The organism is Micromonospora sp. NPDC049359 (assembly GCF_044466585.1).
Taxonomy (GTDB): Bacteria; Actinomycetota; Actinomycetes; order Mycobacteriales; family Micromonosporaceae; genus Micromonospora.
On sequence record NZ_JBITMW010000012.1, the window covers coordinates 1 to 13,648 of the forward strand.

14 protein-coding genes are annotated in these 13,648 nt (G+C 71.0%); 13 read left to right on the top strand and 1 reads right to left on the bottom strand.

Annotated features, from left to right (window positions below; genetic code table 11):
- Window positions 1-159: 159 nt before the first annotated feature.
- Window positions 160-1,674: a DUF1996 domain-containing protein gene (locus tag ACIBTX_RS24950; protein ID WP_357169145.1), complete on the bottom strand. Its 1,515-nt coding sequence runs from the start codon at window positions 1,672-1,674 to the stop codon at window positions 160-162.
- 405 nt (window positions 1,675-2,079) lie between these two features.
- Here ACIBTX_RS24950 and ACIBTX_RS24955 point away from each other — a divergent pair, with 405 nt between their 5' ends.
- The 13 genes from ACIBTX_RS24955 (at window position 2,080) to ACIBTX_RS25015 (ending at window position 13,636) form a co-directional block, all read left to right on the top strand.
- Window positions 2,080-2,493, top strand: coding sequence for a DUF6069 family protein (locus ACIBTX_RS24955; protein WP_357125437.1), 414 nt, complete (start codon window positions 2,080-2,082; stop codon window positions 2,491-2,493).
- Window positions 2,494-2,538: 45 nt separating this feature from the next.
- Window positions 2,539-2,892 carry a YciI family protein gene (locus tag ACIBTX_RS24960; RefSeq protein WP_363660865.1) on the top strand — a complete coding sequence of 118 codons (354 nt, stop codon included), beginning with the start codon at window positions 2,539-2,541 and terminating at the stop codon, window positions 2,890-2,892.
- A 20-nt stretch (window positions 2,893-2,912) separates the two neighbouring features.
- The gene (locus ACIBTX_RS24965; protein WP_357125444.1) at window positions 2,913-4,112 is read left to right on the top strand and encodes an RNA polymerase sigma factor; all 1,200 of its coding nucleotides are present in this window, start codon (window positions 2,913-2,915) and stop codon (window positions 4,110-4,112) included.
- Entirely contained in the window at window positions 4,109-4,687 is a 579-nt protein-coding gene (locus ACIBTX_RS24970) for a dihydrofolate reductase family protein (protein ID WP_357125447.1), read from the top strand. Before ACIBTX_RS24965 ends, ACIBTX_RS24970 begins: the two co-directional genes overlap by 4 nt.
- Window positions 4,688-4,764: 77 nt before the next feature.
- On the top strand, window positions 4,765-5,688 hold the full coding sequence (locus ACIBTX_RS24975; protein ID WP_363660866.1) for an NBR1-Ig-like domain-containing protein: 924 nt from the start codon (window positions 4,765-4,767) through the stop codon (window positions 5,686-5,688).
- A gap of 175 nt (window positions 5,689-5,863) precedes the next feature.
- Window positions 5,864-6,721: a peptidoglycan-binding domain-containing protein gene (locus ACIBTX_RS24980; RefSeq protein ID WP_357125452.1), complete on the top strand. Its 858-nt coding sequence runs from the start codon at window positions 5,864-5,866 to the stop codon at window positions 6,719-6,721.
- A 34-nt stretch (window positions 6,722-6,755) separates the two neighbouring features.
- Entirely contained in the window at window positions 6,756-7,640 is an 885-nt protein-coding gene (locus ACIBTX_RS24985) for a peptidase inhibitor family I36 protein (protein WP_355048036.1), read from the top strand.
- Between the two features lie 6 nt (window positions 7,641-7,646).
- Complete coding sequence (locus ACIBTX_RS24990; protein ID WP_357125457.1) at window positions 7,647-8,570, top strand: SpoIID/LytB domain-containing protein; 924 nt, start codon at window positions 7,647-7,649, stop codon at window positions 8,568-8,570.
- 142 nt (window positions 8,571-8,712) lie between these two features.
- Window positions 8,713-9,369 carry a GntR family transcriptional regulator gene (locus ACIBTX_RS24995; protein WP_357170544.1) on the top strand — a complete coding sequence of 219 codons (657 nt, stop codon included), beginning with the start codon at window positions 8,713-8,715 and terminating at the stop codon, window positions 9,367-9,369.
- A gap of 48 nt (window positions 9,370-9,417) precedes the next feature.
- Window positions 9,418-10,206: an Ig domain-containing protein gene (locus ACIBTX_RS25000; protein ID WP_357169154.1), complete on the top strand. Its 789-nt coding sequence runs from the start codon at window positions 9,418-9,420 to the stop codon at window positions 10,204-10,206.
- Between the two features lie 195 nt (window positions 10,207-10,401).
- A complete protein-coding gene (atzF, locus tag ACIBTX_RS25005; RefSeq protein WP_363660867.1) occupies window positions 10,402-12,207 on the top strand; it encodes an allophanate hydrolase in 1,806 nt (601 codons plus the stop codon).
- Between the two features lie 38 nt (window positions 12,208-12,245).
- Window positions 12,246-12,935, top strand: coding sequence for an isochorismatase family cysteine hydrolase (locus ACIBTX_RS25010; protein ID WP_357169160.1), 690 nt, complete (start codon window positions 12,246-12,248; stop codon window positions 12,933-12,935).
- A gap of 8 nt (window positions 12,936-12,943) precedes the next feature.
- Window positions 12,944-13,636 (top strand): isochorismatase family cysteine hydrolase, encoded by a 693-nt coding sequence (locus tag ACIBTX_RS25015; protein ID WP_357125469.1) that lies wholly within the window; start codon window positions 12,944-12,946, stop codon window positions 13,634-13,636.
- Window positions 13,637-13,648 lie beyond the last annotated feature (12 nt).

Below are 13,648 nucleotides of genomic sequence, written 5' to 3' on the forward strand. Positions count from 1 at the left end.
GTTGGCCCCCCACGGCCGGGGGGTGGGTGGGGGGTGGTGGGGGGGGGGGGGTGGGGGGGGCGCGGGGGGGGGCCGCCCCGGGGGTGGGGGGGGGGGGGCCCCCCCCGGGGGGCCCCCCCCGGCGGGGGGGGGGCCCCGCCTCTCGGGTTACGTGCGGGGTCAGCCGCCGGCGAAGGTCACCTCGGTGCCGCACTTGGCCTTCTGGTTCAGGCAGGACTTCACCAGGGGTCCGATGTGGGCCGGGTCCCAGGCGTTCATGAAGTCACCGTGCATGGAGGACGGCTTGCCGGAGGAGAGGCTCAGGCCGTTGCCACCCAGCGACTGGTAGTTGACCATGAAGGACAGGTTCGGCACCGCCACCGGGTACTTGCCGGTGCAGACGCCGTTGACCGGGTCGCCCATGTGCGACTTGTGGTCGGGTGAGTCGATGTTCTTGCCGTCCCAGCAGTCCTTGAAGACGAGCTGGAAGATGAGGTTGCCGCCGGAGGCGCAGACCGGCCAGTTGCCGTCGGCGCTGCGGCCGGTCTCGGCGCTGCCGGCGCACCAGAACTGGTTGCTACCGGCGTTCTTCGGCGTGTCGACCTGCTTCTTGGCGTCGCCCTCGACCATCCGCAGGCCCGGCGGGAAGGGCTTGACGGTCGACGGGTCCTTCACCCGTGAGCCGTAGTAGACCCGGAAACTCTTCATCGGTACGGGCTTGCCGTCCTTGCGCAGCTCCGGGGTCCAGTAGGCGCTCAGGTCACCGGGGGCGTTGCAGGTGGTCGTCGAGGAGAGCAGCTTGTCGGTCGTGGTGAACGCGTCGATCTTCGGGCCGAAGAAGGTGTGCATGTGCGACGCGCCCGGCAGGCCGGGGACGACGATCGGGTCATCCGGCGCCGAGTTGGCCAGCTCGCAGTCCGTGTGGAACTCGGGAACGCGGGTCGTTCCCGGCGTCACCGGCTTCGGCGTGATCGCGTTGAAGGCAGCCAGTTCCCGGTCCCACCTGGCCTGGTCGACCGGTACCCAGCCAGCCGCGGGCGCGGTGCCCGGCGTGGTGGGCGTGGCGCCCGGGGTGGTCGGGGTGGTGCCCGGGGTGGTCGGCGTCGCCGGGCTGGCGCTCGGCGTGGTCGACGCGCTCGGCGTCGTACCCGTCGCGGAGCCGAACGTGAACCAGTTCAGGTTCACGAAGTCCGACCGGGAGCTGCTCTTCATGACGGCGAAGACGGTCTGCGGGCCGGACGGCACGCTGGCCGCCGTGGCGGTCACCGTCGTCCACTTCTGCCAGCCGCCGGTGTGGGCGATCGGGAAGCTGGCCAGCAGGGCGCCGGTCTGCGTACCGAGGCGCAGCTCGACGGCGCCGCCGTCGGTGTTGTTCGCCGCCACCCGGGCCTTCAGCTCGGCGCCGGTGATCGAGACGCCGTCGTACCGCAGCCAGTCTCCGTTGCCGAGCCAGCCGACGTTCCGGCCGCCGTCGGCGTCGCCGGTGCTCTCGGTCTGCGCGCCGGACTGGGCCGCGAAGGCCTCAGCCTGGATCCGGCCCGACACGGCGACCTCTTCGGCCTGGGCGCCGGCGATGTAGATGCCACTGCCCACCAGGGCGGCGGCGACCCCCGAGGCGAGCGTGATGCGAGCGATGCGGCGGCGCTTGCGCGCCCGGTCCGGCGGTGCGACGTGCGCGGGGGGAGGAGTCCGCATTACCAGTGATTTCCTTCGAGTCGACGATAACGCTCTGTCGGATGAAGTATGTGCACGTCGGAGGCGCGCGGCAATCTGCGGAAAAAGAATTAAGGAGGGCCGTGGAGAACTGTCCTGGTGGCCGTCGAGCCGGCTCCGGATAACAATTTTTTGCCCTCGTACCCTTAAGTTTCTATTAATCCTGATGGCATGTCTTCCCGGACCGGCTTCTCCGGCTCGCGCGTCAGCCGGGGCCGCGCACCGTCCCGACTGAACCCGACCCGACGGCCCGGAGAACGGCTCGGCGTACACCGGCGGCGAGGCCGCCAAAATATCGTGGGTGGGGCTGTCGATCGGGACCGGCTCTGTTCGTAGCCATGGTGAGAGCCCGGCATCGAGACGGGCACCCACCCGCTGGAGGGCATGATGACCACCACCGCGAACACCACCCGCGCCGCCACGTCGACGCGCGGCGCGCTGATCTGGGCCGGTGCCGTCGCCACGGTCGCCGCGAGCGCGGCCACCATGGTCGTCGCCGCCGCCGGCCGCGCGGCGGGAGTCAGCCTCGACGTGAGCGGCGCTCCGATCCCGGTCGCCGGGTTCGGGATGCTGACGGCCGTCTTCTCCCTGGTCGGCGTGGTCCTGGCCGTGCTGCTGTCCCGGTTCGCGCGACGCCCGCGGCACGTGTTCGTCCGTACGACGGTGGCGCTGACGGTCCTGTCCCTGGTGCCGGACGTGATCGCCGACGCCGACACGACCACCAAGGCGCTGCTGATGCTCACCCACCTGGTCGCTGCCGCGATCGTGATCCCCGTCGTCGCGCGCCGCCTGGCCGCCTGAGCCGTCACCACCCCATCCCGCTGTCGAGCTACCGGAAGGATCGTCATGAAGCAGTATCTGCTGTCCGTGCACGCCGTCGAGGGCGCGCCCGCCATGTCCGACGAGGAGACCGAGGTCATGTTCGCCGAGACCGGCCGCATCAACGACGAGATGCGGGCGGCGGGCGTCTGGGTCTTCGGCGGCGGGCTCGTGTCTCCGGAGAGTGCCACCGTCGTGCGGATCGAGAACGGGTCCAGCACCATGAGCGACGGACCCTTCGCCGAAACGAAGGAGCACCTCGTCGGCTTCTGGGTCCTCAAGTGCGCCGACCTGGACCAGGCGCTCGCCTGGGCCGAGAAGTGCGCGGCGGCCTGCGGACCGATCGAGGTACGCCCCTTCGACGACCTGTCCCAGGCCTGACCCGGAGCCGGCCGGCCGACATGGATCTGGCGAGCATCTACCGCGCGGAGTACGGCCGCTGCGTCGCCACCCTGGCCCGTCTCCTTGGCGACATCAACCTCGCCGAGGAGGCGGTCCAGGACGCCTTCGCCACGGCGCTCGAGAAGTGGCGGACGCCGCCACCCAACCCGGGTGGCTGGATCGTGACGACCGCCCGCAACCGGGCGATCGACCGGCTCCGCCGCGAGTCGACCCGCGAGGCCCGGCACGCCCAGGCCCTGCTGCTCCAGCACCAGGACGCGCCCCAGGAGGTGGGACCCGTGCGGGACGACCAGTTACGACTCATCTTCACCTGCTGCCACCCGGCGCTCGCCCTCCAGGCGCGCACAGCCCTCACGCTGCGCCTGCTCGGTGGCCTCGAGGTCCCTGAGATCGCCCGGGCCTACCTGGTCCGGGAGACGACCATCGCCCAGCGGATCGTGCGCGCGAAGAAGAAGATCCGGGAAGCCGCCATTCCCTACCGGGTACCCGCCGACCACGAGCTGCCGGACCGGCTGCCGCCCGTGCTCACCGTGCTCTACCTGATGTTCAACGAGGGCTACACGTCCACCGCCGGACCGTTGATCAGGACCGACCTGTGCGCCGAGGCGATCCGGCTCGCCCGCGAGCTGGCCGCGCTGATGCCCGACGAGCCCGAGGTGCTCGGCCTGCTCGCCCTGCTGCTGCTGATCGAGGCACGTCGCCCGGCCCGGCTCGGCCCGAACGGTGAGCTGGTTCTCCTGGGCGAGCAGGACCGGTCACTGTGGAACGACACGTTGATCGCCGAGGGACACGACCTGGTCCGGCGGTGTCTGCGACGCAACCGGCCCGGCCCGTACCAGATCCAGGCCGCGATCAACGCGGTGCACACCGACGGCGTGGCCACCGACTGGCGGCAGGTCCTGGCGCTGTACGACCAGCTTCTCGTACTCACGCCGAACCCCGTCGTGGCCCTCAACAGGGCGGTCGCGGTGGCCGAGGCGCACGGTCCCGACGCGGCTCTCGCCGCGCTGGAGACGGTCGAGCTTCCCGGGTACCACCGGCTGCCCGCCACCCGGGCCGAGCTGCTGGCTCGGCTCGGACGCGACACGCAGGCCCGCGCCGCCTACGACGAGGCCATCGCGCTGACCGGCAACGATACTGAGCGCGCCTTCCTGAAGGCGCGGCGTAGCGAACTCACCCACAGGAGGAGACCGGCGTGAGCGCCACCTACACCTTCGACGTCTTCACCAGCCTCGACGGCTTCGGAAGCACCACCGGCAACTGGGGAGGCTACTGGGGCAAGCAGGGTCCCGAGCTGCTGGAACGTCGCCTTGCCACGTACACGGATGACCACCGCATGGTCTTCGGCGCCCGCACGTTCGCGCTGTTCCGACAGATGCTGGCCGACAGCGTCGAGGAGTCCGGCGTCCGCGACGCCTGGGTCACCCGCATGATCAGCCTTCCGGCCATCGTCGTGTCGAACACCATCGAGGAACCGCTCGACTGGCCGGACGCCACCCTGGTACGCGGTGACGCCGTCGACGTCGTCGCCCGGCTCAAGGAGGAGTCCGAGGTGCCGCTGCGGTCGCACGGCAGCCTCTCGATGAACCGGGCACTGCTGGCCGCCGGCCTGGTCGACTTCATCCAGGTGACGCTCTTCCCGGTGGTCACCGGTCAGACCGGGACCGAGCCGATCTTCCACGGTGCGGCCGACTTCGACCTGGAGCTGGTCGAGGGCCGCACGCTCGACGGCCGGACTCAGGAACTCGTCTACCGACCCACCCCGCACACCTGAACCCTCCCCGTCGGTCGTTCGGTAGCCTCTGACACGCTCTGACAACGTCTGACAAAGTCGTCTGACATGGGGGACTGATGAAGGACCAGCGTGCCGGGGAGTCTGGTCAGGACGGACGGCCCGCCCAGAGGTTCGCCGAGCAGTTACGGGCGCTGCGCGGCGCCGCGGGAGACCCCTCGTTCCGCAAGATGGCGGGGCGATCAGGACGGATCTCGCACACGACCCTGCACGAGGCCGCCGCCGGCACCCGGTTTCCCTCGTGGGAGACCACGCGGGAGTTCGTCCGAGCCTGCGAGGCGGACGAGGCCCTGTGGCGGCGTCGATGGGAGGAGGCGCAGCGCCCGGTGACGGCCGCCCGGTCCAGCGGGGACGGTGACCCCGCGCCGGTCCTCGCCGCGTCCGCGCCGGCGGAACAGGGCGTGGTGCAGGTCGTGGAGCATCCGGGGGCCGAGGATCGCGTCGTGACGACGCGGCGACGCCGTCTGCCGTGGCTGAACATCGCGGCGGTGGTGCTGGTGGTGGCGGTGGCCGGTGTCCTGGGCGCGACCGTTCGTGGCCGGTCGGGCGCCGACGGCTCCAGCGCACCGACGGCGTCACCGTCACCGTCCGCGTCACCGAACGCGACGGCGTTCTCGGACTCCCTGATCCCCGGAGACTCGAGCAGGTTCGTCGCCGACGTCACCATCCCCGACGGCACCCAGGTGAAGGTGAACGCCCAGTTCGACAAGGTGTGGTCTCTCGCGAACGTGGGAAAGGTCGACTGGCACAACCGGTACCTGGCGCGGATGGACCCCGCCGCAGACGGTGCCGGCTGCCGGACACCGGATCGGGTGCCGATCGGCGACACGCCGCCCGGCGAACAGGTGATGATCCGTGTTCGGGTCACCGCGCCGAGCCGCCCGGGCAGGTGCTGGGTCAGTTGGAAGATGGTCGACGAGGCCGGCCGGGAGTACTTCCCGACCCGGCGGCCGGTGTACTTCATGGTCACCGTGACCGCCTGAGGTCCGGCCGCGATGTCAGGCACGGGCTCCAAGCCAAGCTGACAACACCGCATTCATCGAGGTCGGTGACGGTCTGACGGATCTGACAGGCCGCCGGGGGTACCGAACAGCAGGGCGCTTCTCGCAGGGTGATGTCGAACCGAGAACGACTCACCGGCTACGAGGAGGACCCATCTTGCGACGTCCCTGGTTGACCGTCGGACTCGCCGCGCTCTGCGTGGCCGTCGGCGTCCCGGCCCACGCGGCGGCATCCGGCGCCACACCGCAGCGGACCGCCACCGCGGCCGCGCGGCCGATCGTGGACATGGAGGCCACCGTCCTGGCCGCCCAGATCGACCCCCGTCGGGCGGACAACACACTGACCCCCGGTGCGAAGAGCTCGGTGCTCGCCGTGGAGCAGGCGTTGCAGGCGCGGGGCCTGCTGAACGCGCAGTGGGTCGACGGCTACTTCGGCACGGTCACCGTCTCGGCGTACGCGGCGTACCAACGCTCGCTCGGCTACACCGGGCTCGCCGCGAACGGGCTGCCCGGCACGACGTCGCTGACGAAGCTCGGGCTGGACCGCTACACGGTCGCCAACACGATCGGTCCGGGCGCGAAGGTCCCGCGCGACGGGTACGTCGTCAACGCCCGGACCCAGGCGATGCTGGCCGAGGCGCAGCGTCTGCTGGGCCAGACCCTGGTGCTCGAGCAGGGCTCGTACAACCCCGGGGGTGACCCGACCTCGGCCGGCACGCACGACGGCGGGGGTGTGGTCGACATCGCGGTCACCGGCATGACCGCGACCCGGCGCACCGCCGTCGCCCGGGCCCTGCGCCAGGTGGGCTTCGCCGCCTGGGTCCGCAACCCGAACCAGGGCGACTGGCCGTGGCACATCCACGCCGTGGCGATCAGCGACACGGACCTGTCCAGCCAGGCGCAGCACCAGGTCGGCGACTACTACCTCGGTATGAACGGTCTGGCCAACCAGGGCCCGGACGACGGACCCCAGATCCCGATCAAGACCTGGGAGCAGTACCAGCGCGGGCAGTGACCCGCACCCCCTCACCACCCTCGAAAGGACACCCATGAACATCCGGAAGAGCCTGGCCGCCGTCGGCGTCGCGCTGGCCGCGACCACCTCGATCCTCAGCGTCGCATCGCCCGCCTCGGCGGCGGCCCGGGACGGGATCTGCGACAGCGGCGAGTTCTGCTACTACTACAACAGCGACAACGCGGGATCGATCTCTGACTTCACCGGATCGCTCGACGACTACGGCACCGAGCAGCCCTCCTGCTACGACTTCAAGGGCGCTGGCGCCGGCAAGGGCCTGTGCATCAAGAACGAGGCCGCCTCGGTCTGGAACCGCAGCACCAAGACGGTCCGCGTCTACTACAACAGCGGCTACGCCGGTTCCTACCAGGACTTCGCGGCCGGTGCGAAGACCAACCTCAACGCCACGCTGAAGAACAACAACGCCTCGCACCAGTTCTCGCCGTCGACGCGCACGAACCTGTCGTACGCCCTGTACCAGGCCAGTGGCGGCAGTGTCACGTGCGGCTTCGACGGTTACACCACCACGCCCGGCCGGCACGAGGGCATCGACATCGCCCGCAGCGTCGGTTCGGACGTGCGCGCCCTGGTCTCCGGAACGGTCACCTACGTCGCGCAGGGCAGCACCGGCAGCGGTGGCCTGTCCACGATCTCGGTCTACAACTCCTCGTCCAACAAGACCGTGATCTACCTGCACACCGCGCCGAGGTCCGGGGTGAGCGTGGGTGACGCCATCAGCAAGGGCCAGGTCATCGCCGACGAGTCGTGGCACGGGGTGTCCTCCAGCTCGGGCGCGCACACCCACGTCGAGGTCCGGGCCGGTCGGCAGACCCACGCGGCCGTCAGCGTCGGCGACCCCACCCTGGACAACGCCGACCCGACCGCGTTCTGGAACTCCCAGGGCTACAACGAGAAGTAGGACGTCATGAGAATCCGCAAGGGCCTCGCCATCGTCGGTGCCGTCCTGGCCATGTCCACCTCCGTCCTGAGCGTCGCCTCGCCGGCAGCGGCGGCCGAACGGGACGGGACCTGCGACAGCGGCGAGTTCTGCTACTACTACAACAGCAACCAGGCCGGCTCGGTTTCCGACTTCACCGACTCGCTGGACGACTACGGCACGACCCAGCCGACCTGCTACGACTTCAAGGGCGCGGGCGCCGGCAAGGGCCTGTGCGTCAAGAACAACGCGGCGTCGGTGTGGAACCGGACCGGCAAGACCGTGCGGGTCTACTTCAACAGCAACTTCGCCGGTACGACGCAGGACTTCGCGGCCGGGGCGAAGGGCAACCTCAACGCCACGTTGAAGAACAACAACGCCTCGCACGAACTGCTGAGCGGGCCGACGGGCTGCAGCACCGACGGCACCAACAGCAAGCTGCCGAGCACCATCCTCGTCTACCGGGTCAGTCTCGGGCGCGTCGACCGGGTCGACTTCAAGACGTACGTCAAGAACGTCCTCCCGAACGAGTGGGTGACGAGCTGGCCGGCCGCCTCGCTGGACGCCGGTGCGATGGCCGTGAAGAGCTACGCCTGGTACTGGGCGCTGCACTCGACCCGGAAGACCTCCGGCGGCCAGTGCTATGACGTCCGGGACGACACGGGCGACCAGGTCTACCGGCCGTCGTCGGCGCAGACCTCGACGTCGGCGGCGGTGGACCGGACCTGGTCGAACCGGCTGACCCGCAGCGGCAATATCCTGCGGGCGCACTACTGCGCGACCACCACCGCGTGCGGTGGCTGGGTGGACGGCGACTGGATGTCCCAGTACGGCTCGCGTGATCTCGCCAACTCGGGTAGCAGCTACCAGGCGATCCTGCGCCACTACTACCGTGACGTGGTCATCTCCTGACGTCCCGCGTCAACCGTGCCGCCCGCCGCACATCCGCGGCGGGCGGCACTGTCGTGGGCAGCCCGGACGGGTCGCCGGGCCGTGGGGACGCGCCGACGCCGCTCCCACGGCGACAGGTGGCAGACTCGGCGGAGTGAACGACATGGCCGCACCGACGATGGACGGTGAGCTGGAGAGCGTCAGTCTGGTGGACCTCGCCGTCGCCCGGTTGACCCGGGAGATCCTCAGCGGCAGGAGCGATCCGGGGGAACGCCTCGTCGAGGAGCAGCTCACCCGTCGGCTCGGGATCAGCCGGGCGCCGCTGCGGGAGGCGCTGCGGTTGCTGGCCCAGCAGGGGCTGGTCGAGCACGTGCCCCGGCGCGGCGTACGGGTGGCCACCCTCTCCGATCGTGACGTGCGGGAGCTGTACGAGCTGCGGGACGTCCTCGAACGATTCGCGGTGCGGGCGGGGATCCCGGTCGGCCGCGAGAGCGACCTGGCGGGGTTGCGGGCGACGCTCGACGAGATGCGGGAGGCGACCCGGGCCGGCGACCGGATGGCGGTCGCCGAGTCGCACCGGGCGTTCCACGTCGCGCTCGTCGCGCTCGCCGGCAATCGCCAGCTGTCCGCCGTGTACGGCTCGATCCTGGTGAAGTTGCAGCTCTACATGGCGATCAACCTGCGGCGTGAGGCGGAGGTGGCGCAGCCCTTGGACGGGGTCCACCGGCACGAGCGGTTGTTCGAGGCGGTCGCCGGGGGAGACCCGGAGGAGGTCCTCGCCGTGCTGTCCGGGCACGGCGCGCGCTCCTACCTGGACTAGCTGTACGAGCCATTGCCGCCCCCGACTCGCCCGTGGGAACATGCATCGATGAGGGTAAATCTCTTGCGTCGCAACAGGTCCCGCCTGTTGCTGACCGTGGCCGCGGCGGCCATGTCCATCGCGTCCCTGGGCCTCAGCACGCCGGCCGCCGCCGCGACCCCCGACGGCCACTACTGCTGGTACGTCCTGCCGGACAAGGTGCCGTGGAAGCCGGCCAACAACATCGTCAACTACACCGCGACGGTCACGTGCGACGGCGCGGTGCGGCGCGTCGACCTCGCGGTGGAGTTGCTGTACCACGGGACGAGCGGGGGTGCCGGCACGACCGTGAACGGCCGGACGACGCTGTGGACCGACGGCACCTCGATCCCCGTGGTCGCACTCGGCGTCACCACCCCGAACACGCTCTGCGACTCGGGCTTCTACTCGGGTCGAGCGACCGCCACCGTCCAGTACCGCTCGGGTGAACCGGAGTACATCACCAGATCGATCGCGTCGCAGCAGGTATCGCTGAACTGCTCGTTTCCGGAAATTCCGCCCACCGGCCCGAGTCCCAGCACGGTGACGGTCACTAACCCAGGCACCCAGAGTTCGCTCAAGGGGGACAACGGAGGGCTGCAGATGCAGGCCACCGGCGGCAGTTACTCGTACACCTGGACGGCGGTCAACCTACCGCCCGGGCTGACCATCGAACCCGGGACCGGCCGGATCAGCGGCACGCTCGCCCAGATCGGCTCCTACAACGTCACCGTCACCGCCGACGACGGATTCGGCAGCCTGGGCAGCACCACCTTCACCTGGAGCGTCCGCAAGGAATCTCCCTGCCCGCGCTGCTGATCAACGCCCGCGGCGCCCGTCCGGCCCGGACGGGCGCCACCTGGCCGCGCCGCCGCGCCTTGCCGGATCGCCGCCCCGGCTTCGCCTCGGCTCGGCCGCCCCCATGAAACAGGCCCAGCCGGCGGCCAATCGGCCGTCATGTCCCCGTTACAGAACGCGCCGCCCGCTGTAACAGAACGGTCGACAATCGACTGTATGCCAGAGTCAGTCGGATCCATCTCGGACCTGCGGACGGCGTACCGCGACGGTCGTCTGACGCCGACGGACCAGGTCGAACGCGTCCTCGACGGGCTCGCCGGAGGCGGTGCGGGCCCGGTCTGGATCAGCACCGTGCCGGCCGACGAGCTACGGGCCCGCGCCGAGTCGCTGACCCGCCACGGTGACCCCACCTCCCCGCTGTACGGGATCCCGTTCGCGGTCAAGGACAACATCGACGTGGCCGGCCTGGTCACCACGGCCGGCTGCCCCGACTTCGGATACGAGGCCGCGCAGGACGCGCCGGTCGTGCGGCGGCTCCTCGACGCCGGCGCGCTGCTCGTCGGCAAGACCAATCTGGACCAGTTCGCCACCGGCCTGACCGGCGCCCGCTCGCCGTACGGCAGTTGCGAGAGCGTCTTCGGCGGCGGCCTCATCTCCGGCGGCTCCAGCTCCGGATCCGCCGTCGCGGTGGCCGCCGGCCAGGTCAGCTTCGCTCTCGGTACGGACACCGCGGGCTCCGGCCGGGTGCCGGCGGCGCTCAACGGGATCGTCGGCCTCAAGCCCACCCGTGGCCTGCTCAGCACTGCCGGCGTGGTGCCGGCCTGCCGCTCGCTCGACTGCGTGTCGGTCTTCACGCCCGACGTGGCGGGCGCCGTCGACGTGCTGCACGCCGCCCGTGGTGTCACCACGGCCGACCCGTGGGGCCGTCCGTTACCGGCGGAGCGGGTGGTCGCCCGCATGCCGGGCACGCTACGCCTCGGGGTGCCCTGGGCAGAAGACCTCGAGTTCTTCGGTGACACCGGGCAGGAAGCCCGCTTCGCCGCCGGAGTGCAACTGCTGCGTACCCTCGTCGGATCTCTGCGGTCGGTGCCGCTCGGCGCCTTCTTCGCGGCGGGTGACCTGCTCTACCAGGGTCCCTGGGTGGCCGAGCGGCTCGTCGGCCTGGGCGACTTCCTGCGGTCGAACCCGGAGTCGGTGTTGGCGGTCACCCGGGCCGTGCTGGAGACCGGCTGGCGCTACGACGCGGTCGACGCCTTCCGGGGGCACCACCGGCTGCGTGAGCTGCGCGCCCAGGTCGACACGCTCTGGCAGGACGTCGACGTGCTCGTCGTGCCCACCGTCGGCACCACCTTCACGCTCGACGAGATCGCCGAGGACCCGATCGGGCGGAACGCCATGCTGGGCCGCTACACCCAGTTCGCGAACCTGCTCGACCTGGCCGCGGTGAGCGTGCCCAACGGCTTCACCGCCACCGGCCGGCCGGCGAGTCTCACCCTGCTCGGTCCGGCGTTCAGCGACACCACCCTGGCCCGGCTCGCCGCCACCCTCAGCACGGGCGGCGCGGCCAACCCGGACGTCGAGCCCGTTCCGCCGCCGGCTCCACGGCCGACGGACGTGCTGATCGCCGTGGTCGGCCGGCACCTGAGGGGCGAGTCCCGCAACGGCGAGCTGCTCGGCTACGGCGGGGCCTTCGCGGGCGCCGCCCGTACCGCGCCGCTCTACCGGCTCTACCGGATGGACACCGCCGACGGCGAGGGGCTGCCGGGGCTGGTCCGGGTCGCGCCGGACACCTCGGCCGGTCACCCGATCGAGGTCGAGCTGTGGCGGCTGCCCAGCGCCGCCCTCGGTGAGCTGCTGGCCGGCGTGCCGGCGCCCCTCTCGCTCGGTTGGATCCGGCTGCACGACGGGCGGGACGTGCTCGGCTTCCTCTGCGAGGCGTACGCCGCCAGCCCGCCGGCCGAGGACATCAGCGCCAGTGGTGGGTGGCGGGCCTACCGCCGCTCCGCCGCCACCCGGCGGTGAAGCGGGCCGCACCAGCGATCACGACAGGAGGCGAGAGGATGGGAAGCATCGGGCCGGTACCGGCCAACCCCTACCCGTGGCCGTACGACGGTGTGGTCGACACCGCGCGGACCGCGCTGCTCTGCATCGACTGGCAGACCGATTTCTGCGGGCCGGGCGGTTACGTCGACGCCATGGGCTACGACATCGGCCTCACCCGGGCCGGCCTGCCGGCCACCGCCCGGCTGCTGGAGCACGCCCGGTCGCTCGGGATGCTGATCGTGCACACCCGCGAGGGGCACGACCCCGACCTGTCCGACCTGCCGGCGAACAAGCGCTGGCGTTCGGCCCGCATCGGCGCCGAGATCGGCGGGGCCGGTCCGGCCGGCCGGATCCTGGTCCGGGGCGAGCCCGGGTGGGAGATCGTGCCCGAGGTCGCCGCGCTGCCCGGCGAGGTGATCATCGACAAGCCCGGCAAGGGCGCCTTCTACGCCACCAACCTCGACCTCGTGCTCCGGACCCGGGGCATCACCCACCTGATCCTCACCGGCATCACCACCGACGTCTGCGTGCACACGACGATGCGCGAGGCGAACGACCGGGGTTACGAGTGCCTGATCCTGGCCGACTGCACCGGCGCCACCGACAAGGCCAACCACGAGGCCGCCCTGCACATGGTCACCATGCAGGGCGGCGTCTTCGGCTGCGTCGCCACATCCGACGACGTCATCGCCGCCACGGCGAAGTGAGGTGAGCCATGCCGACCATCGCCACCGCGCGACCCGGCCCCTACTCCTTCGACATCTCGACCACCGCGCTGCTCGTCATCGACATGCAGCGGGACTTCCTGGAGCCCGGCGGATTCGGTGAGAGCCTCGGCAACGACGTGAGCCAGCTCCGCCGTACCATCGCGCCGCTCGCGGCCCTGCTGGCCGACGCCCGCGCCGTCGGCCTGGCCGTCGTGCACACCCGCGAGGGGCACCTGCCCGACCTGTCCGACTGCCCGCCGGCCAAGCTGAACCGGGGCGCCCCGAGCAAGCGGATCGGCGATCCCGGGCCCACCGGCCGGATCCTGGTCCGTGGCGAGTACGGCCACGACATCATCGACGAGCTCGCGCCACTGCCCGGCGAGCCGGTCGTCGACAAGCCCGGCAAGGGCGCGTTCCACGCCACCGACCTGGACGTCCTGCTCGCCGAGCGGGGCATCCGCAGCCTCCTGGTCGCCGGAGTCACCACCGAGGTGTGCGTGCACACCAGCGTCCGGGAGGCCAACGACCGGGGGTACGAGTGCCTCGTACTCGCCGACTGCGTCGGGTCCTACTTTCCCGAGTTCCACCGGGTCGGGCTCGACATGATCGCCGCCCAGGGCGGGATCTTCGGGTGGGTCGCCGACTCGACGCAGGTCCGAGCCGTGCTGCCCACCACGTCCGCGTTGCAACCCTCCTCCTGACCGGGAGCAGCC